The sequence below is a fragment of the Yoonia vestfoldensis DSM 16212 genome, assembly GCF_000382265.1.
Taxonomy (GTDB): Bacteria; Pseudomonadota; Alphaproteobacteria; order Rhodobacterales; family Rhodobacteraceae; genus Yoonia; species Yoonia vestfoldensis.
In genome coordinates, this window is the sequence record NZ_KB907975.1 from 25677 (window position 1) to 45581 (window position 19905).

General features: G+C 62.8%; 23 protein-coding genes. 7 read left to right on the plus strand and 16 right to left on the minus strand.

All coding sequences use genetic code 11. The features are described from left to right. Positions 1-28 precede the first annotated feature (28 nt). Entirely contained in the window at positions 29-1207 is a 1179-nt protein-coding gene (locus H147_RS0103390) for an alpha-D-ribose 1-methylphosphonate 5-triphosphate diphosphatase (protein WP_019953935.1), read from the minus strand. Positions 1208-1242: 35 nt separating this feature from the next. Between H147_RS0103390 and H147_RS0103395 the strand changes: the two genes are divergently transcribed. Further along, positions 1243-1917: a DUF1045 domain-containing protein gene (locus H147_RS0103395; protein WP_019953936.1), complete on the plus strand. Its 675-nt coding sequence runs from the start codon at positions 1243-1245 to the stop codon at positions 1915-1917. Here H147_RS0103395 and phnN read toward each other — a convergent pair. The 4 genes from phnN to H147_RS0103415 are packed head-to-tail and all read right to left on the minus strand — an operon-like array spanning position 1899 to position 4721. Beyond that, positions 1899-2441 (minus strand): phosphonate metabolism protein/1,5-bisphosphokinase (PRPP-forming) PhnN, encoded by a 543-nt coding sequence (gene phnN, locus H147_RS0103400; protein ID WP_019953937.1) that lies wholly within the window; start codon positions 2439-2441, stop codon positions 1899-1901. The two genes, H147_RS0103395 and phnN, sit on opposite strands and share 19 nt — an antisense overlap. Beyond that, entirely contained in the window at positions 2438-3121 is a 684-nt protein-coding gene (gene phnL / locus H147_RS0103405; RefSeq protein ID WP_026352217.1) for a phosphonate C-P lyase system protein PhnL, read from the minus strand. The genes phnN and phnL overlap by 4 nt, the downstream gene beginning before the upstream one ends. 2 nt (positions 3122-3123) lie before the next feature. Continuing rightward, positions 3124-3894, minus strand: coding sequence for a phosphonate C-P lyase system protein PhnK (gene phnK, locus H147_RS0103410; protein ID WP_019953939.1), 771 nt, complete (start codon positions 3892-3894; stop codon positions 3124-3126). Beyond that, complete coding sequence (locus H147_RS0103415) at positions 3891-4721, minus strand: alpha-D-ribose 1-methylphosphonate 5-phosphate C-P-lyase PhnJ (RefSeq protein ID WP_019953940.1); 831 nt, start codon at positions 4719-4721, stop codon at positions 3891-3893. Before H147_RS0103415 ends, phnK begins: the two co-directional genes overlap by 4 nt. Positions 4722-4777: 56 nt before the next feature. Between H147_RS0103415 and H147_RS0103420 the strand changes: the two genes are divergently transcribed. Next, positions 4778-5062, plus strand: coding sequence for a hypothetical protein (locus tag H147_RS0103420; RefSeq protein WP_019953941.1), 285 nt, complete (start codon positions 4778-4780; stop codon positions 5060-5062). 2 nt (positions 5063-5064) lie between these two features. On the opposite strand, the gene H147_RS0103425 is transcribed toward H147_RS0103420, so the two are convergent. The 3 genes from H147_RS0103425 to phnG are packed head-to-tail and all read right to left on the minus strand — an operon-like array spanning position 5065 to position 7162. Next, on the minus strand, positions 5065-6147 hold the full coding sequence (locus H147_RS0103425; RefSeq protein ID WP_019953942.1) for a carbon-phosphorus lyase complex subunit: 1083 nt from the start codon (positions 6145-6147) through the stop codon (positions 5065-5067). Further along, a complete protein-coding gene (phnH, locus tag H147_RS0103430; protein ID WP_019953943.1) occupies positions 6147-6707 on the minus strand; it encodes a phosphonate C-P lyase system protein PhnH in 561 nt (186 codons plus the stop codon). The genes H147_RS0103425 and phnH overlap by 1 nt, the downstream gene beginning before the upstream one ends. Then, the gene (gene phnG / locus H147_RS0103435) at positions 6707-7162 is read right to left on the minus strand and encodes a phosphonate C-P lyase system protein PhnG (protein WP_019953944.1); all 456 of its coding nucleotides are present in this window, start codon (positions 7160-7162) and stop codon (positions 6707-6709) included. The genes phnH and phnG overlap by 1 nt, the downstream gene beginning before the upstream one ends. Before the next feature lie 88 nt (positions 7163-7250). Between phnG and phnF the strand changes: the two genes are divergently transcribed. Together phnF and H147_RS0103445 are read left to right on the plus strand one after the other, a co-directional pair. Beyond that, positions 7251-7958, plus strand: a complete 708-nt coding sequence (phnF, locus tag H147_RS0103440) for a phosphonate metabolism transcriptional regulator PhnF (protein ID WP_019953945.1) — start codon at positions 7251-7253, stop codon at positions 7956-7958. A gap of 64 nt (positions 7959-8022) precedes the next feature. Continuing rightward, positions 8023-9210: an alpha-D-ribose 1-methylphosphonate 5-triphosphate diphosphatase gene (locus tag H147_RS0103445; protein WP_019953946.1), complete on the plus strand. Its 1188-nt coding sequence runs from the start codon at positions 8023-8025 to the stop codon at positions 9208-9210. Here H147_RS0103445 and H147_RS0103450 read toward each other — a convergent pair whose 3' ends face one another. From H147_RS0103450 to phnC, 5 genes are all read right to left on the minus strand, one after another. Continuing rightward, on the minus strand, positions 9211-9825 hold the full coding sequence (locus H147_RS0103450) for an LbetaH domain-containing protein (protein WP_019953947.1): 615 nt from the start codon (positions 9823-9825) through the stop codon (positions 9211-9213). After that, positions 9825-11153, minus strand: coding sequence for a phosphonate ABC transporter, permease protein PhnE (gene phnE / locus H147_RS0103455; RefSeq protein WP_019953948.1), 1329 nt, complete (start codon positions 11151-11153; stop codon positions 9825-9827). Before phnE (H147_RS0103455) ends, H147_RS0103450 begins: the two co-directional genes overlap by 1 nt. Next, the gene (gene phnE / locus H147_RS0103460; RefSeq protein WP_019953949.1) at positions 11150-12022 is read right to left on the minus strand and encodes a phosphonate ABC transporter, permease protein PhnE; all 873 of its coding nucleotides are present in this window, start codon (positions 12020-12022) and stop codon (positions 11150-11152) included. Before phnE (H147_RS0103460) ends, phnE (H147_RS0103455) begins: the two co-directional genes overlap by 4 nt. A 67-nt stretch (positions 12023-12089) precedes the next feature. Then, a complete protein-coding gene (gene phnD / locus H147_RS0103465; RefSeq protein WP_026352218.1) occupies positions 12090-12992 on the minus strand; it encodes a phosphonate ABC transporter substrate-binding protein in 903 nt (300 codons plus the stop codon). A 51-nt stretch (positions 12993-13043) separates the two neighbouring features. Beyond that, positions 13044-13862, minus strand: coding sequence for a phosphonate ABC transporter ATP-binding protein (gene phnC, locus H147_RS0103470; RefSeq protein ID WP_019953951.1), 819 nt, complete (start codon positions 13860-13862; stop codon positions 13044-13046). Positions 13863-14085: 223 nt separating this feature from the next. Between phnC and H147_RS0103475 the strand changes: the two genes are divergently transcribed. From H147_RS0103475 to nikR, 3 genes are all read left to right on the plus strand, one after another. Further along, positions 14086-15144, plus strand: a complete 1059-nt coding sequence (locus tag H147_RS0103475; protein WP_019953952.1) for a hypothetical protein — start codon at positions 14086-14088, stop codon at positions 15142-15144. Positions 15145-15146: 2 nt separating this feature from the next. After that, complete coding sequence (locus tag H147_RS0103480; RefSeq protein WP_019953953.1) at positions 15147-16283, plus strand: acyltransferase family protein; 1137 nt, start codon at positions 15147-15149, stop codon at positions 16281-16283. Positions 16284-16363: 80 nt separating this feature from the next. Next, positions 16364-16828: a nickel-responsive transcriptional regulator NikR gene (nikR, locus tag H147_RS0103485; protein ID WP_019953954.1), complete on the plus strand. Its 465-nt coding sequence runs from the start codon at positions 16364-16366 to the stop codon at positions 16826-16828. Here the strand turns inward: nikR and arsJ are convergent. The 3 genes from arsJ to H147_RS0103500 are packed head-to-tail and all read right to left on the minus strand — an operon-like array spanning position 16812 to position 19893. Continuing rightward, positions 16812-18068 carry an organoarsenical effux MFS transporter ArsJ gene (gene arsJ / locus H147_RS0103490; RefSeq protein ID WP_019953955.1) on the minus strand — a complete coding sequence of 419 codons (1257 nt, stop codon included), beginning with the start codon at positions 18066-18068 and terminating at the stop codon, positions 16812-16814. The genes nikR and arsJ overlap by 17 nt on opposite strands. Further along, entirely contained in the window at positions 18065-19063 is a 999-nt protein-coding gene (locus tag H147_RS0103495) for an ArsJ-associated glyceraldehyde-3-phosphate dehydrogenase (protein ID WP_019953956.1), read from the minus strand. The genes arsJ and H147_RS0103495 overlap by 4 nt, the downstream gene beginning before the upstream one ends. After that, on the minus strand, positions 19060-19893 hold the full coding sequence (locus H147_RS0103500; protein ID WP_019953957.1) for an arsenate reductase/protein-tyrosine-phosphatase family protein: 834 nt from the start codon (positions 19891-19893) through the stop codon (positions 19060-19062). Before H147_RS0103500 ends, H147_RS0103495 begins: the two co-directional genes overlap by 4 nt. Between the last annotated feature and the right edge of the window lie 12 nt (positions 19894-19905).

The following is a 19905-nucleotide window of genomic DNA, read 5'->3' on the forward strand; positions in this document are numbered from 1 at the left end:
TGTCGCAGAAAATGCCGCATAAACCACCTCACTCACGATCAAGTGAAGCAACCGCATCGGCGGCAGGGCGGGACACCGCTGCGGTATAGGTCTGCTGGATCATCGCAGTCTCGTCGAGAAGCCGGAAAACGACCAGATCGGCCCGTTGACCCAGGGCGAGCCTGCCCCTGTCGGTCAGGCCGACGGCTTGCGCTGGGGCCGCAGTGACGGTCCGCATCCCGCGCGCAAGATCATCCCAGATCAACCCCAGCCGCACTGCTGCCAGCAGCAAGGACGCCGGCACATAATCGGATGACAGGATGTCGAGCCGGTCGCAGGCCGCAAGATCCGCCGCCGCCACATTGCCCGAATGCGACCCGCCGCGGATCAGGTTCGGCGCGCCCATGATCGTGGCGATGCCATGCGCGTGGCAGGCATTCGCCGCCGCGACGCTGGTGGGAAATTCGGCCAGCGTCACACCGTTGGTATGGCTGGTCGCGACCTGCGCAGGTGTCGTGTCGTCATGGCTGGCCAGCACCGCACCAAGGCGGCGGGCGGCTTCGACCGTCGCGGCCTCATGCGCGTGACCGTATCGCGCCTGCAAGCCATACAGGAAATCGACATAGCCGCGAAAATCCTCTGCGCTGAAATTATGTTTTCCGCGCACATAGGTTTCGAATTTGGAGATGTCGGAAAACTGCCGCTGGCCGGGCGTGTGGTCCATCATCGACACGATGCCGATCCGGTCGTCCTGGGAAAATTCGGCCAGTTCCTCGACCAGCGTTTCGGAACAGATTTCCGCGCGCAGGTGCAGGTGGTGGCTGATCTGCAGATGACCCGCCGCGCGCATCGCAAGGATTTCATCGGCCATCTGGCGGGCATATTTGCCATAGCGCTTGCCGCCGCCCGACAGGATAGACCCGACCCTGATCGCGTCGAACACCGTCGTGATCCCGCAGCCCGCCAATTCGCGGTCATGCGCCATGATCGCCGCGCGATAGGGCCAGTCCACCTTTGGCCTTGGTGCCAGATGCCGTTCAAGGTTGTCGGTATGCAATTCCACCAGACCGGGGGCAAGGTAATCGCCCCCCAGATCGACCGCGCCTTTCGGCACGGTGGCCCCTTGGGCCATATCCGCGATCACGCCATCCTTGATCGTCAGCGATCCCGTGACCACCTCGCCTTCAAGGATCAGGCGGGCGTTGGCAAGAATGGTAGGCTCTGTCATGTCGGTGTCACGATACTGTTGCTAAGGGTTTGGCCATGTTCGAAAGATTTGCCATTTTCTATACACCGACCGGCGCGCTCGCCGATTTCGGCGCGGCATGGCTGGGCTGGGATAGCGCGGCGGGACGCGCTGTGCCGCATCCCCGGATCGCAGGGATCGATGTGGCAGCGGTCACGGCGACACCGCGAAAATACGGGCTGCACGCCACAATGAAAGCGCCGTTCCGCCTGTCCACCGACAGCGGCCCTGCTGCGCTGCAACAAGCCGCGGCGGAGTTTGCGCAGCGGCATGCGCCGGTTGCTTTCGGGCATCTGGCCCTGGGGCATGACCACGGTTTTGTCGCCTTGCGCCCTGTCGCGGCCCCCCCTGCCCTGTGGGATCTGGAACGCGCCATCGTGACGGAGCTTGATCATCACCGCGCACCCTTGACCGAGGCTGATATCGCCCGCCGCCGCAAGGCAGCCCTGACCCTGCGGCAGGACCGGCAGATGCTGGACTGGGGCTATCCTTATATCTTCGACGATTTCCACCTGCACCTGACGCTGAGCGGGCAATTGCCCGATGCGCAGGCAGCGGCGGTCGTTGCCGCCTTGCAGCCGATGGTCGCGCCGCTGATTGCGGACCCCTGCATCATCGACGCTGTCACGCTGATGGGGCAGGATGTGGCGGGCCTGTTTCACCAGATCCACCGCTACACCTTGACCGGATAAAGCAGACGCAGGATCGCGCCGACAGTTGCATCAAGCTTGCCGCTGTTGTCGATGGTCACCGCGTCGACACCCGCAGGCAGCGCATGATCCGCGCGGTCCAACCGGCGCGCAATGTCGTTCGCGGTTTCACGCCCCCGCCCGGCAAGGCGCTGCGCCAGCACTTCGCGGTCAGCGCTCAGGTTAATGATGAGGCAGGGATCAAACCGTGCCTGCGCGGCGGGCAAGGCGGACCGGGACAGGTTCACCAGCATGTCGCGCCCCGCTGCCAGATCAGCGCCAACCGTTGCGGGGATGCCATAGCGCAACCCATGCGCCGCCCAATGCAGCGCAAAGGCGCCTTGGGCGGCCATCGCGTCGAATTCAGCATCGCTGACGCCGTCGAAATCCTCGCCGCCCGCATCCGCAGGCCGCGTGATGACGCGGCGCACCAAGCCAAGACGCGGATCGCGTGCGGCAAGGGCTGCCATCACGCTGTCCTTGCCCACACCGGACGCACCCACAATCGCGATAAACCGTCCGGTCATGCGGCAAGGCCGGGGGTGAATCGGGTCACGTCCACTTGCCGGTCGCATAATTCCTCGCGCGCGGCATGGTCGTGGAAGATGCCGATGATCGCGGCACCGCGCGCCTTGGCCTCCTGCACCATCGCCAGCACCGTGGCGCGGTTGACGGGGTCAAGGCTCGCCGTGGGTTCATCCAGCAACAGCGCGGGATAGGGAAACGCGAACCCCCGCGCGATATTCACCCGCTGCTGTTCGCCCCCCGAAAAGGTCGTAGGGCTAAGACCCCAGAGCCGCTCGGGGATGTTCAGCCGCGCCAACAGATCGGCGGCCTTGGCCCGCGCGTCTTCAGGCGCGGTGCCTGTGACCAGCAAAGGCTCCGCCACCACGTCGATCGTCGGCACACGCGGCACCACGCGCAGGAACTGGCTGACATAGCCCAGCGTCCGGCGGCGCAACGCGATGATGTCACGCGGCACAGCGCTGGCCACATCGACATCGCCCACCATGATCCGGCCCGCGGCGGTCAGGTAATTGCCATAGATCATCCGCATCAGCGTGGATTTTCCCGCCCCCGATGCCCCGACCAACGCCACACATTCGCCCGCTGCCACCCGCAGGCTGGCCCCCGCCATAACGGGGATTTCGGTGCTGCCCTGATTGTGCAGGGTAAAACTTTTCGACACGTTTTCGACGCTGATCATCTTCACACCTGCAAGACAGAGGACACAAGAAGCTGGGTATAGCCATGCTGCGGATCGTCCAGCACCTGATCGGTCAGGCCGGTTTCCACCACATGGCCATCCTTCATCACCATCAGCCGGTCGGCAAGCAGCCGCACGACGGCCAGATCATGGGTGACGATAATCGCACTCAGCCCCATGTCGCGCACGAGGCCGCGCAGAAGGTCCAGCAGACGCGCCTGTACGGACACATCAAGGCCGCCTGTCGGTTCGTCCATGAACACCAGACGTGGCCCCGTGACCAGATTGCGCGCGATCTGCAAGCGTTGCTGCATGCCGCCGGAAAAGGCGGTGGGGCGGTCGTCGATCCGGTCCTCGGTGATCTCGACCCTTCCCAGCCAGTCGATCGCCTGTGCGCGGATATCGCCGTAGTGGCGCGCGTTCACCGCCATCAGGCGTTCACCCACATTGCCGCCCGCGCTGACATTCATCCGCAGCCCGTCGCGAGCGTGCTGGTGGACAAAGGCCCAGTCGGTGCGCCCCAGCATCCGGCGTTCGGGTTCGGACATGGTGACCGTGTCGCGCAAGCCTTCCGCGCGGGTGGCGAAACGCACCGCGCCATGATCGGGCTTCAGATGGCCTGCCAGACAATTCAGCAAGGTGGATTTGCCCGACCCGCTTTCGCCGACGATGCCCATGACCTCGCCGGGGTAGAGATCAAAGCTCACATCCGCGCAGCCGATGCGCGCGCCATAGTATTTGGCCAGATTTTCGACCTGCAACAGGGGGGTCATGCGGCCTCCTCCACGCGGGTTGCGCAATAATCGGTGTCCGAACAGATGAACATCCGCCCGCCCGCGTCATCGGTGATCAGCTCGTCCAGATAGCTGGTGGTCGATCCGCAAAGTGCGCAGGCATGCTCGGCCTTGGTGGGCTGGAACGGATAGTCGTCGAAATCCAGACTGACGACTTTCGTATAGGGTGGCAGCGCATAAATCCGCTGTTCGCGGCCCGCGCCGAACAGCTGGATCGCGGCCATGTCGAGTTTCGGATTGTCGAATTTCGGGATCGGGGACGGGTCCATGACATAGCGGCCTTCGACCTTAACCGGATAGGCATAGGCGGTGGCGATGGCCCCATGCTGGCTGATATCCTCGTAAAGCTTCACATGCATCAGCCCGTAATCCTCTAGCGCGTGCATCTTGCGGGTTTCCACCTCGGAGGGTTCCAAAAACCGCAAGGGTTCGGGGATCGGCACCTGATAGACGATGATCTGGTCCTCGCGCAGCGCCTGTTCGGGGATGCGGTGGCGGGTCTGGATGACGCTGGCCTGCGTGGTTTTCTCGGTCACGGCGACACCTGCGGTGCGCTGGAAAAAGCGCCGGATCGACACAGCGTTGGTCGTGTCATCGGCCCCCTGATCGATTACCTTCAGCGTGTCGTCCGGCGTCAGCACGGCGGCCGATACCTGCACGCCACCCGTGCCCCAGCCATAAGGCATCGGCATTTCGCGGCTGGCGAAAGGCACCTGATAGCCGGGGATGGCAAGACCCTTGAGGATCGCGCGGCGGATCATGCGTTTGGTCTGTTCATCGAGATAGGCAAAGTTATACTCGGTCATGATTTTGCCCTGCTTTCCTTGGAAAATGGCATGGGTAAGCGAAAGGGGATGTGCCGATGGACCCGTTGCTGTCTGCCGAATGCGCCGAGACGGTCAGCATCCTTTACGCCGTGATCTTCGGCGCGGGCGATGCCTGTGTGCAGGTCAGCACGGGGTCGATCCTCACGGCTTTCGCGGCCTTCATGGTGCTGGTCGTGCTGGCGCAATATCTCGCACGCAGGCTTTGGGCGCGGGTCACAGGCGCGGCCAAACCGCCAGAGGAAACCCCGCAAAAGCCGTTCTCGCGCCACCCCGATTATGACGGCGGGCCGATCAGGTCGACGCGCAGGCGCAAGGACTGATCTCATTCCGCGGCCTCCCGCACCTGCTGCGCATCGCGGCGCAGTTTGCGGATCAGTTCCAGTTCGGACTGGAAATCGACGTAATGCGGCAGCTTGATGTGTTCCAGAAACCCCGTCGCCTGAATGTTGTCGCAGTGATAGAGCACGAATTCCTCGTCCTGCGCGGGCGCGCCCAGATCATCCTCGCCCAGTTCCGCCCAGCGTAGCGCGCGATCGACCAGCGCCATGGAAATCGCCTTGCGTTCGGTCATGCCGAAAACCAGCCCATAGCCGCGCGTGAACTGGGGCGGCTGGGTCTTGGAGCCTTGGAACTGGTTGACGGTTTCGCATTCGGTCAGGGTAATCTCCCCGATCTCGATGCTGAACCCAAGTTCGGGAATGTCCATCTCGACCGCCACCGTGCCAATCCGCAGTTCCGCGACAAAAGCGTGATTGCGCGCGTAGCCGCGCTGGGTCGAATAGGCCATCCCGAGGGTGAACCCTTCATCCGCACGGGTCAGCGCCTGCAGTCGCAGCGCGCGGCTTGCGGGCAGTTCCAGCGGCGCGCGGGTCAGATCGGGCGGTGTCGTGTCGCCCGCCGGTTCCGGCTGGATCAGATTTTCGCGGTCTAGGAAGCCCATGATATGCGGCGTCGGGCCTTGCAGCGGCTTGGCCTCGGCCACCTGCCCCGCCTCGCCATCGGCCGCGAGTTTGAAATCCAGCAAACGGTGCGTGTAGTCAAAGGTCGGCCCCAGCACCTGCCCGCCGGGGGCGTCCTTGAACGTGGCCGATACGCGCCGGTCACAGGCCATCGCCCCGGTATCCACCGGCAGCGATGCGCCGAAACGCGGCAGCGTGGTGCGATAGGCGCGGATCAGGAAAATCGCCTCGATCAGATCGCCGCGCGCCTGTTTGATCGCGAGCGCGGCGAGGTCAGGATCGTAGAGCGAGCCTTCGGCCATCACGCGGTCGACGGCCAGCGCCATCTGTTCGCGGATCTGCGCGACGCTGAGTTCGGGCACCGCCGGATCGCCGCGCCGTTCCTCGGCCAGCCAGGCATGGGCATTGTCGATGGCGCGTTCGCCACCCTTGACGGCAACATACATCAGCCAACCCTCGTGCTGCGCGGCAAGGCGGCCAGCCGGTCGCCGCAGGTGAAGATGAAATCGAGCCCGCGCGGGAACAGCGTGGCATTACGCTGGAAGGCGGCAATGTCGGGCAAGGACAGATGCGCCTGATCCTTGATCCCAGGTCCGCGCAAGACAGCACCTGAATCGGTGAGTTTCGGCAGCTCGATGATCAAAGTGGCGGACCTGTCGGGATAGTCCGATGTGCCCAGCGGAAAGGCCTCCAGCGGCAGGGTGTCCCATGCGCCATAGGCGAATTGCGCCTTCTGTGCGCTCACAAAAGGCGCGCCGCAGTGAAAGGTGATCCAGTCACGCAGGGCTTGCGTGTCATGCCCCGCCCCCAGAAACAGCGGCGTTTCAGGATCGCAGAGCGTCAGTAGTGCGACACCTGCCGCGACCGACACCCGCGCAGGCGGCAGCGCCCCCGCGACTGTCACGATCTTGCCAGGCTGCGCCATCGCGGTCATGATCGCGCGAAAGGCATGGGCGGCATCCACCGGCGGTGCGGCGAACCCGCCGTCGAGCGTTTGGGTCTGCATCAATCCTCTCCTCTCACAAGCGTGAAGAAATCGACCTTAGTCGCGGCCGCCTTTGCGGCGCGAGTAGCCTTCCGGTCGGTGGCGGCAGCACGCAAAGGGGCCAGCACTGTGCTTTCCACCTGCCCTGCCACATCCGTCTGCATCAGCGCGTCGATCAGCGCGGCCTGCAGCGCATGGGTGCGGTCGCGTCCTTGCACATAACCATGCCCGACCGTGCCATCCGCTAGCCGGATTGAGGCGCGGGTCACCGACATCTCGCCCAGATTGAAGGCGGCACCGACCGCCCCCGCACGCCCGCGCACCATGACGGCACCGATTTCAGGCGCGCGCAGGACGCTGTGGGCGGGCGTCATATCCGCCGCTGACCAAAGCGCTGCCACCTCGCCCCCAGGTGCCTTGGCCAGAAGGCCAAGCCAGGCCTTGCGCGCCGCCTGAGAATCATCTGTCGCCTGCATCTAGACACCTGTCGTCAGTTACTATACAACTAGACAAATCATAGCCGAACCGTCCTGCCCTGCCAATCCCTGCAAATGTGAAACTTCCATGACACGCACCCCGATCTGGCAGGCCATCGCCGCCGCCCTGCGCGATGAAATCGCGGATGGTATCCACCGCCCCGGCGACAAGCTGCCGACCGAAGCCGCCCTTGCCACCCGTTTTGGCGTGAACCGGCACACTGTCCGGCAGGCGCTGGCGGGACTGGCTGCCGAAGGTCTGGTGCGCCCAAGGCGCGGTGCGGGTGTGTTCGTGACCGCGACCCCCACCGATTACCCCATCGGGCCGCGCGTGCGGTTTCACCAGAACCTACGCGCCGCGGGACGCAGCCCCGCCAAACAGGTGCTGGTGCTGGACACCCGCGCGCCCAGCCCCGCCGAACGCGACGCGCTGGCGCTGCATGAGGGGCTGGTGCATGTCTATGAAGGGCTGTCGCTGGCTGACGGACAGGTGATCGCGCTGTTCCGCTCGGTCTTTTCCGCGGCGCGGTTTCCCGATCTGTTGGCCCATCTGCGCGATGATCCCAGCGTCACAGCCGCCCTGCGCGCCTGCGGGATCAGCGACTATACCCGCGCCAGCACGCGCATCACCGCAAAACTGGCCAGCGCGACGCAGGCGCTCCATCTGCACATCACTGAAGGCGCGCCGATCCTGCGCACCAGCAGCATCAACGTCGATGCCGACGGCCAGCCTGTCGAGGCAGGGCTGACATGGTTCGCAGGCGATAAGGTGACGCTGACCCTTTCTGATCCGTGAAACGTCACAAGGGTGACATACTCGAGGGTTATCCACAGAGAAACATTTCAGGTTGAGCAGTAACATGACACGCACGCACACGCTGCGCCTCGCCGGCGCGCAGGTTCTTCATGACGGCGATCTCGCGCAAGGCGACGTCTGGGTCGACGGCCCGGTGCTATCGCAACGCGCTGGCGCGCCGGATCGGACCGTCGATCTCTCGGGCTATCTGGTGCTGCCAGGCATCATCGACCTGCATGGTGATGCGTTCGAGCGGCATCTGGCGCCCCGCCCGTCTGCCCCGTTTCCGGCCCGGATCGGGCTGCAATCGGTGGACCGCGACGCCGCATCCAGCGGTGTGACCACCGCGTGGATGGCACAAAGCTGGGGCTGGGAAGGCGGCGCGCGCGGCCCCGATTTCGCCGTGCAATTCATGCGCGATCTGGCGGCCTACCGCCCACGCGCGCTGACTGATCTGCGCATCCAGCTGCGCTGCGAAACCTATACCGTCGATACCGCCGACCAGCTGATCGCCGCCGTGCGCGAGCATGGGATCGATTATGTGATCTTCAACGACCACCTTGGCGAAGCGCTCGACATGATCAAGACCGACCCCGAGAACCTGTCCGTCTGGGGCAAACGCGGCGGGCGCGATCTGGCGGGGTTCATCCGCCTGTTGCAGGAGACCAAGGCATTGTCCGCACGTGTGCCACGTTACCTGTGCACGCTGGCCGCGGCCTTTGACGAATTGGGCGTGACATACGGCAGCCATGACGACCACGATGCGGCCACCCGTGACTACTACGGCATGATCGGTGCCAAGGTCTGCGAATTCCCGACCCGCCATGCGCCTGCGAGTGTCGCCAAGGCCAACGGTGATCCGGTGCTGATGGGTGCGCCCAATGTCGTGCGCGGCGGGTCGCAATCGGGCAATATCGCCGCGACCGACCTGATCCGTGCGGGGCTCTGTGACGCGCTGGTGTCCGATTACCATTATCCGTCGCTGGCCAACGCGGCCTTTGCGCTGGCGGACAAGGGTATTCTGCCTTTGGGCCGCGCATGGGAAATGATCTCGACCAATGCGGCGCGGATCATGGGGCTGAACGATCGCGGCGTGATCGCCCCCGGCAAACGTGCCGATCTGGTGATCTGCAATTCCCAAACGCGCGAGATCGAAGGCACCTTGGCCGCAGGCCGCTGGTCGCATCTGTGTGGCGATCTGGCCGACCGGATCAGCAGCGCGCCCGCACGCATGGCCCATGCGGCCGAATGATCATTCGTAGCGGTCGAGGAACTCTTCGGCGCGCAGCTGGCGGAAATCATCCAAGGCTGCGCGCAACCGGTCGTGCGGCCAGTCCCACCACGCGAGCGCCATCATCCGGTCGGCGACAGACGCGCTGAACCGCGCGCGCAAAGGCACCGCAGGAATACCCGCAACGATCATGTAAGGGGCCACATCCTTGGTCACGATGGCCCCGCCCGCGATCACCGCGCCATGTCCGATCGTCACCTCTGGCCGGACCTGCGCGCCGTGGCCGATCCATGTGTCATGGCCGATCACCGTGCGACGGGTGCGCCTGTGCGCGAACCAGTCGGCATCATCAGCCGCATCGTCAAAATAGGACGCGGACCGATAGTGAAAGTGATGCAGGCTGGCCTTGTCCATCGGGTGATCGGTGGCCCCGATCCGCACGAAGGCCGCGATATTGGCGAATTTGCCCAGGGTGGTATTGGCAATGTCGGCATAGCGGTCGCAATAGCTGTAATCGCCGATACTGCTGTGGGCGATGCGGCTGCCCTGCCCGATCTCGACATATGCACCGAAAGTGGCATCATCGATGCTGCACCCGTCGTGGATGAACAGCGCATCCGCGCGCAACCTTGCCATCAATGTCCGCCTTCATCGCCCTTGATCAGCTTGCGCCGCAACCAGCCGGAAATCGTGTCCATCACCATCACCATGATCACGATCAGGATGATGTAATAGGTCACCTTTTCCCAATCGTTCTGGGTCTGCATCGCCTGTGTCAAGAACAACCCGATCCCGCCGCCCGTGATCGCGCCTATGATCGTCGCACTGCGGGTGTTGGATTCAAAGTAATACAGGATCTGGGACAGCAGGATCGGTGTCACCTGCGGGATCACGCCAAAGCGGTAGCGCTGGACCGGTTTCGCGCCTGTCGATTGCACACCTTCGATCTGCTTTTCATCGACGTTTTCCAGCGCTTCCGAGAAACTTTTGCCAAAGCCGCCCACATCGGTGACCAAGATCGCGAGCGCCCCTGTCAACGGGCCGGGGCCAAAGGCGCGGCTGAGGACGATGGTCCAGATCAGCCCGTCCACCCCGCGTACGAAATCGAACACCCGCCGCACCGCGAACCGCAAGGCCACCACGGGGGCAAAGTTCTTGGCGGCCAGAAATGCTAGCGGCAGCGCGATGATGGCCGCGCCAAAGGTGCCAAGGAAAGCCATCAGCACGGTTTCGCCCAAGGCCCAGAACACATCCGTGTGCCGCCAAAGCGAATTGTCCCAGAAATCGGCCCAGGCGCCGGCGATATTGCCACGCGCAGGGTCGATCTGGTCGCCGAACAGGATATCGCCCAGCCCTGCGCCGTAATAGGGGCTCGCCAGCGTGAAAAAGAACAGCTCCCAGCCTTTGGAATAACGGAAAACTTCGGCCTTGGATCGGGTATAGGTCAGCCGCCCCGCGTCCGCGGTGATGGCCACGCGCGTGTCGGAGGCGTTGACCCATGCAGGCGCGGGATCGGGCAGGTTCGTCACCACCACGTCATCGACCAGTTGCAGGGTGATCGTCTCGAAATCGGGGCTTTCGTAGGTGACCAGCGTGTCGGCGAGATAGCGGACGACATGCCCGCCGCCCAGATCGACGACCATGTTGCTGCCATCCACCTGCACCCAGTCGGGGGTCTCGCCCTCGGGATAGTTGCCCTGCCGCGACCCTTCGATGGCGAAACTCAGTTCCGCATCGCGGTTGTCGCGCGCGACATGGGTCTTGTAGCTATAGGCATCGGCGACCAGCGTGCGGGCGTTGTCCATCCGCGCGCGGTCGGCCAGCCCCGCCACATCGAAGGCGATGAAGACATAGACGAAATAGGCAAAGATCACGGCCGGCACGGCGAGGGCCACACGTTTCTTGCGGGTGAACAGATCGGCGGTTTGCTGGCGCAGGTCGCCATTGGTGGACAGCATCGTCATGCCTGATATCCCTTGACCAGTCGGTTACGGTAATGGCTGGAAATCTGGTCGAAAAACACGATTGTCAGGAACAACAGCACGAAAATCGCCGCCGCCAGATCAAACCGGCCCATGCCGAATGTCATCGCGTTGCGCAGTTCGTAGCCGATACCGCCCGCGCCCACGAACCCAAGGATGGCCGAGGCGCGGATGTTGATCTCGAACCGCATCAATGTGTAGCTGAGGTAATTGGGCGCCACCTGCGGGATCACGCCCAGCAGCATCCGCTGCGACCAGTTCGCCCCGACCGACGCGAGACCCTCGACAGGTTTCAGATCGGCGTTTTCGGCCACTTCGGAAAACAGCTTGCCCAACGCGCCCGCGGTGTGAAACGCGATGGCGATCATCGCGGGGATCGGCCCGCCGCCAAGGATAAAGATCAGCACCAAAGCGATCACGATTTCAGGCAGCGCGCGCATGATGTCCATCATGCGGCGGAACAGCGGGATCAGGCGGGGCCATTTCGCCAGCCCGCGCGTCGACAAAAGCGACAGGATCAGCCCGAGGATCGCACCGACCAGCGTCGACACAGCGGCGATGTTGATCGTCTCGATCAGCGCAGGAAAATAGGTGACAAGATTGGCGGGCATCTGGTCGATCTTGTCCCAAGCCTCGGAGACGACGCCTGCGGGAAAGTCGAAAATCCGCGGCAGACCTTCCCAGAAGCCGCCGGCGCTGCGTTCCTCGACCGTCTGGAAACCGGTGATCATCAGAAGGATGAACACAGCCAAAATGATCCCGCCATAAGCCCGTTTGCGGCGTGTCATCGCCATATAGCTGTCGCGCATCGACTGCGTGCCGGTGCTGCCTGCTGCTGAGATCTCTGCCATTGCCCTGCCCTGTCACAATAAAATCGGGCCCGGCACTGACCGGACCCGATGCGCGGCTTTGTCAGCCTTAGTTCATCTGGCTGCGGCGGACCGCGATGATGGTTTCATAGGCCTCGTGACCGATGGGCGTGAAACCGGCGGTTTCACCGGCTGCCACACCATATGCGCAAGCCTCGTCATTGGCGTGCAGGTTGGCTGTCAGTTCGATCATGGTGGCTTTCACGTCCTCTGGCAGAGCCGTGCGCAAAACGATCGGACCTTCGGGGATCGGCTTGGATTTCCAGATTTCGACCAGATCGTTCATATCGACCAGACCGGCGTCCACGGCACGGCGCAGCGCGCCCGAGTTATAGCCGTCTTCCCAATCGCCCAAGCCGTCGGCCCAGGTGACACCACCGGCGATATCGCCATTGGCGACAGCGACGATCGTCTGCTCGTGGCCGCCGGTGAACACGACGTCGGAGAAGTGTTCGCCGGGCTCCATGGAATAGCCTTCGGCGGGGATCTCGACCAGCGGGATCAGGTAGCCGGAGGTGGAGTTCGGATCACCGAAACCGAAGACCTGACCTTCCATGTCGGCGAGCGAGGTGATGCCGCTGTCGGCGCGGACAAAGCCGATGGAATGATAGGTAAACGACCCGTCAAGGTTGGTCTTGACCAGCACGGGCTCGACCGCATCGGGGTCTTCGACATAGACGGCGGCATAGGAAGAAGCACCCAGCCATGCCATGTCAAGCGTGCCACCGATCAGGCCCTGAATGACGCCGTTGTAGTCAGCGGCGGTGAACAGGCGCGTGGGCACGCCCAGCGCTTCTTCGGTATAGGCGCGGAAACATTCGTTGGACGCCAGACGGTCCTGCGCGTTTTCGCCGCCCAGCAGGCCGATGCGGAATTCGCTGATCGCTTCCTGCGCAAAGGCAGGTGCTGTCAGGGCAGTCGTCATCAAGGCAGTTACAATCAACTTTTTCATGTCAGTCTCTCTTGGTTGGATGCGCCCCGTGACGGGGCACGGGGGAAAGGGTCAAAGAGCGGCGGCTTTTTCCATCAGGGCAGTCGCGGCCGCGCTTTGTTCGATCTGGGTAGAGGTCATGCTTTCGGAGAAGCTGTCGTCAGCCCCGTAGATGTCGCGGGCGACGCCGGTCGTCAGTTGCTCGGGCACACCGTCGAAAACGATCCGTCCGTCGCGCATCCCGATCACGCGGTCGCAATAGCGGCGTGCGGTATCGAGCGTGTGGAGGTTGGCGATCACCATGCGCCCGTCCTCTTCGTGGATGTCCCGCAGCGCCTGCATCACGACCTGCGCGTTCATCGGGTCGAGCGACGCGATGGGTTCGTCGGCAAGGATGATGCGCGGGTCCTGCATCAGCGCGCGCGCGATGGCGACGCGCTGTTGCTGGCCGCCCGACAACGCCTCGGCCCGTTTGGGCGCATGGGCTGCCATGCCGAGCCGGTCAAGGATGTCGATGGCGCGGTGAATGTCATCGGTAGGATACAGGTTGAACATCGTCGCGAACGTCGACTGGCGGTTCAGCGTGCCGTGCAGCACGTTGGACACCACATCCATGCGCGGCACCAGATTGAATTGCTGGAAGATCATCGCACATTGCGATTGCCAGCTGCGCTTGGCCGCGCCGCGCAGGGCTGTCACATCCAACCCGTCAAATGTGATCTGCCCAGATGTGGCATCCGAGAGCCGGTTGAGGATGCGCAGCAAGGTGGATTTGCCCGCCCCCGACCGGCCAATGATCCCGATCATCATGGGTTTGTCGACCGTGAAACTGGCCGCATTCACAGCGGTATTTGCGCCGAACGTCTTGGTCACTTTGTCAAATGTCAGCATGATCAGCCCCTTTTGTCTCGGGAACGGATAGACAGGCTGCGATTCACATTTGTGTAGGTTCCAAGAAGTTTCTGTGACGGTGCGTTACGGTCCATCGGCCGGTGCAGACGACCCTACGTTCGCGAAGCGGCAACAAAGCCAGCAGGCAAGTCATATTATTGCCATTTATCTTGCCTATTTGACACAAATCGTTCGAAGATGCCGCAAGTTGAGGGAAAGCCAGATGACGACAGCCTTGATGGCCCGCTACGCCGATCTGCCATGGATGCGCAACGCGCAATTCGACACCTGGTTCATCCTGGGGCTGATCGGGATCCCGCTGACGGTGCTGGCGGTGCTGACACTGGAACCCGCGTTGTTCCTGCCGATCCTGCTGCTTGACCTGTGGCTTTTGGGCTATCACCACGTCATCTCGACCTTCACGCGGCTGACCTTCGACAAGCAAAGCCATCGCGAGAACAAGTTCATCATCTACGGCATCACACCGATTGTGGCGGCAGTGACGGGCTTGATCGTCTGGTTCACAGGCATCTGGGCGATCGTGACGATCTATTTCTACTGGCAATGGTTCCATTACGCGCGCCAAAGCTGGGGTATTTCGCGCACCTATCGCGGCAATGACCCCAAGGCCGCCTATGAAAACGGCTGGTTCGACCAGGCGATTTTCTATGCCGTGCCGGTCGCAGGCATCCTGTCACGCTCGGCAGAACAGAACGACCGCTTCCTCGGGCTGGAATTGTGGTCGATCCCCGTGCCGCAGATGATCGCCGATCTGGCACTTTGGGTGGCGCTGGGGCTGGTGCTGGTCTGGGCCGCACTGCGGGTGCGCGCCGCGATGCAAGGGCGGCTTGCCATCGTGCACACGCTTTACATGGCGACGCATTTCTTCATCTTCGGGCTGGGCTATATCTTCATCACCGACATCAACGTCGGCTGGCTGATGATCAACATCTGGCACAATGCGCAGTACATCCTGTTCGTCTGGATGTTCAACACCAAGCGGTTCAAGAACGGGATCGACCCCGATGCCAAGTTCCTGTCCTATATCAGCCAGCCCGGCAGGCTGCTGCATTACCTGCTGGTCTGCGTGGCGATTACGGGCGTCGTTTATTGGGGTGTGCTTGGCGCGATCGACTGGCTGTTCTTTGCAGGCGTGTCGGCGACGATCGTGTTGTACCAGATCGTGAATTTCCACCATTACATCGTGGACTCGCTGATCTGGAAAGTCCGCAAACCAAAGATGCAGGAAACATTGGGCCTGTCGTCCGCCCCCGGTGAATAACCATGATGCGGGCGACCGGGTGGCTGGCCGCCTCTTTTGCCCAAAGACCCGGCGACAACCCCTGGCTTGACCTGCTGCGAACGGTCGCGATTACACTGGTGCTGTTGCGCCACGGGCAGCGCGTTATCCTGCGTGACGTCGATCCCGCAACCTACGGAGTGTTTGATTTTCTGGGGCTGAACGGCTGGGTCGGCGTCGATCTGTTCTTCGTGCTTTCAGGCTATCTTTTGACGGCAAAACTGCTTGCCCCGCACAGAGATGCGGGGGTGCGCCTGTACCTACAGGATCGTGCAAGGCGCATTCTTCCGGCCTATCTGGCGGTGCTGACCCTGACGGTCGCGGGCGTCTTTCCGGGTTTTGCCGTGGACGGGGAAGACCTGACGTGGCGCGTGATCTATCACCTCCTGTTCTTGCAGGATGTGCTGGCAAGCGACATCAACGTCGTCTTCTGGTCGCTTGGGGTCGAGGTGAAATACTACCTCGCGCTGCCCTTACTTGTCTGGCTTTTGCTGCGGTTGCGTAGGCTTGCTGCGCGGATCATGGTTCTGGCTGTGCTGCTCGCGGCAGGCGTGGCGCTGCGGACCGGGCTGTACATGCAGATGGACCAGCCGGTCGATTATCCGACCTTCTGGGTCGCGCTGCGCAGCCCATTCTATGCCTCGCTGGATGCGTTGCTGATCGGTTCGGGCGTCGCACTGCTGACGACAGCGGGCAAGCAACTTGCCCCCCCGACGGCCCTGTCCGTTCTTGTGGGCGTTCTGCTGGTGTCGCTGGTCTGGCTTGGGTCGGATGATTTCATGGGGACCATCACGCTGTGGGACTCAAGCCTGCAACCTGTCGCAATTGCCGTATTGTGCGGCACAGCTGTCTGGGCATCAGCGTCGCTGCACAGCGTTCCCCTGCCGGCAAAGACCCTGTTTCGCATCGGCGCGCGGCTGTCCTACAGCCTCTATCTGGTGCATTTCCCCCTGATCCCGCTTGCGCTGGCTCTGAGCGGCGCGGACAGCGGCCTGCTGTTCTGGGCCGCGTTTCTGGGCCTGTCGCTGGGCTTGTCCGTACTGATCTATCTGGGAATCGAACGCCCGTTCCTTGCCCGGCGCGGTGGTGCTGCTCACGGCGCGGATCACGCGGTCCGCTAGTGGCAGTTCCGAAAGGAAACGGCGTTGCCCTTCGCACCGCTTTGGCCGATGCTGGCCACACATATGGCAGGTAAGACCCGATGAAGCGTATCACGATGACCCTCGACGATGATCTGTTGGCCGCGGTGGATGCGCATATGGATGCATCCGGTGCCACCAACCGCTCAGAGGCGATCCGCGATCTGGTGGCGCGCAGTCTTGCGCCCGAGGCACCGGACGACGCCATGTGTCTTGGCATCGCGAGCTATACGATCGAACCCGAGATGCGCGATCTTGCCCGCAAAATCCCGCAGGTCAGGCAGGATCATCACGACCGCTTCGCCGCCGCGCTGTCGGTGCCGGTGGACCATTCCACATCGGTCGAGGTTGCCGTGCTGAAAGGGTCGGTGGCCGAGGTTGCGGCCATCGCCAATGCGCTGTTTCTAGAACGCGGCGTGCGGCACGGGCGACTTGCGCTGGTGCCCGTCATCGTCGAGGATCACAGCCACGCGCACGGCAACGGCGCGCCGCACCGGCATGCCAAAGTCGTCAACCGGTTTCAGTGACAGCCCGGTCCAGCCGCCCCGCCGCCAGCGCGGACAATGCGACCATCACCGTCGCGGTGCCCAGCATCAGCGGCAGACCGCCCGCCTGATAGGTCAGCCCCGACAGCAAGGTGCCCAAGAGCCGACCCGCCGCATTGGCCATGTAGTAGAACCCCACATCCATCGTGACCCGTTCCGCTTTGCTGAAGGACAGGATCAGATAGGAATGCAGCGCCGAATTGACCGCGAAGATCGCGCCGAAGACCAGCAGGCCCGCGACCAGCACCAGCGTCAGCCAAATCTGCGGACCCGTTGACAGCACCGCCGCCGAAGTCAGGATCGCAGGCACCGCCGCCAGCGCCCAGGCCCAATTCCGCGCCGCCCCGATCAGTTCTGCCGCTGGCCGTGCGTCCGCGCGCAGCAGCTTGGGCGCGGCGGCCTGCACCGCGCCATACAGGATGATCCAGACCGCCATGAACGTCCCGATCATGAAAAACGCGTTCCGGTTGCCCGCGATTGTCCCGTCCGACAGCACGGCATAGAAATAGATCGGGATGCCGACGACGAACCAGATGTCACGCGCGCCGAACAGAAAGACACGCGCCGCACTCAGCCAGTTGACGTTATGGGATTTGGAAAAGAGTTCGGTGAATTTGGCACCCTTGCGCCCTTTGGGCAGGCCGGAGGGCATGAAGGCCAGCACAGCGCACAGGATCACGGCCAGCACCGCCGCCATGGCCAGCACCGCCACTGTGAAGCCCAATGTCGCAAGCAGCGCCGCCCCCAACAGAAAGCCGCAGCCTTTGACCGCGTTTTTCGATCCGGTCAGCAGCGCGACCCAGCGGAACAGCCCAGCCTCGGGGGCCAGTATCTTGACGGCGGATTTGGACGCCATCTTGGCCAGATCCTTGGCCACCCCGCTCGCCCCTTGCACCAGCATGACGAAGACGACTGACGCACCGATGGCCCATGTCGGGTCAAGCTGCGCCAGTGCCAGCAACGCCAGCACCTGCAACCCCAGCCCCAGATAAAGCGTCAGGGTCAACCCGAACCGCGCCGCGATCCAGCCTGCGGACAGGTTCGTGACGATCCCGGCGATTTCGTAAAGGACAAAGAGATAGGCCAGCTGCACAGGCGAAAAGCCCAAGCTGTGAAAGTGCAACAGCACCAGCATCCGCAACGCGCCATCGGTCAGCATGAACGCCCAATAGGATGCGGTGACGGCGATATAAGCGTTCAGCCCCGCTGGTCTGGCCGTCACAGCGACGCCCCGACCATCAGCGCCACATCGGCAAGCCGGTGCGCATAGCCCATCTCGTTGTCATACCAGACGTAGAGCTTCACCTGCGTCCCGTTCACCACCATGGTCGAAGGCGCATCGACGATGCCCGACCGCGTGTCGTTGGTGTAGTCGGCGGACACCAGCGGGCGTTCCTCATAGCCCAGGATGCCTTTGAGCGGGCCTTCGGCTGCGGCTTTCATCAGGGCGTTGATTTCCGCTACCGTGGTCGGACGTGGGACCTCGAACACGCAGTCCGTCAATGATCCGTTCAGCAGGGGCACGCGCACGGCATGGCCGTTCAGCTTGCCTGCAAGTTCGGGATAGATCAGCGTGATCGCCGTGGCGCTGCCCGTCGTCGTGGGGATCAGCGAATTCAGCGCTGACCGCGCGCGACGCAGATCCTTGGCGGGGCGGTCCACGATGGTCTGGGTGTTGGTGACATTGTGGATCGTCGTGATCGACCCATGCGTGATGCCGATCCCGTCCAGCAGCACCTTGACCACGGGTGCCAGGCAGTTCGTGGTGCAGGACGCCGCGGTGATTATGTCATGGTCGGCAGGATCATAGATGCCATCATTGACGCCATAGACGATATTTGCGGTGCGCCCGTCCTTGACCGGGGCAGAGACCACGACCTTTTTCACCCCTGCCGCGAAATAGGGGGCCAGCTTGCTTTCCGTCTTGAAGACGCCGGTGCAGTCGATCACCACATCGACACCGTCCAGCGGCAGGGCCGTCAGATCCTTTGTCCCAATAAAGGGCAGCCGCGTGCCGTTGATCGTCACGCTCTTCGCGTCATGCGCGAAATCGGCGGCCCAGCGGCCATGCACGGTGTCGAATTCCAGCAGATGCGCCTGCATCGCAGGATCGCCAACGGCGTCGTTGATCCACGCGATCTTTGCGCCTTTTTCCAGCAGCGGCTTGAGGGCAAGCTTGCCGATGCGGCCAAGGCCGTTGATCGCATAAGTGGTCACAGCGATGCCTCCGTCTGGGTTTGCGCGATATAATCGACCGCCTTTTGCAGCGACATCCGGTCAAGGCTGGCGATGGGCAGCGCCGTGAACAGCTTGATCCGGTTGGCAAGCCCGCCAAAGGCGCGCTGAAACGCCAGGCTTTTTTCCGCGTCCGTGCCGGTGGCCTTGACCGGATCGGGCATGCCCCAATGGGCGCTGACGGGCTGGCCGGACCATGCCGGACATTCCTCGTTCGCGGCCTGATCGCAGACGGTAAAGACGAAATCGAAAACCGGTGCGTCGGGGCCATTGAACACGCCAATATTCTTGGAGTGCAGCAGCGATAAATCATGTCCCGTTTGTCGCAACAGGTCGAGAGCGAAGGGGTTCAACTCTGACCGCGGCAAAGTCCCTGCCGAATAGGCGTTGAAGCGGTCGCCTGCTTGCTTGCGCAGGATCGCCTCGGCAAAGATGGAGCGGGCGGAATTGCCGGTGCAGATGAAAAGCACGTTATACTTGGTCGTCGTCATCGGGCTTTTCTCAAGGGGCGCGGGCGCGCAAAGGTCGGGCCTGCCCCGACAGCAATCGTTGTAGAGGTATGCAAATGTCTCGTTCACACGGTCCATGGCGACCGTATATTGCAGGGATGTAGCCACACGATCCTGTGTGACCAGACCAGCCTGTACCAGCGCGGACAGATAGGCCGACAGGGTGGACGGCTTGATCTCCAGCGCCTGCGCCAGTTCGCCCGCTGGCACACGGTCGGGATAGCGCCGCATCAACAGGCGGAACACGGCCAGCCGCTGGGGGTGGCCAAGAATTGTCAGACGGGTGCAGATATCTATTTCCATATTTCACGAATA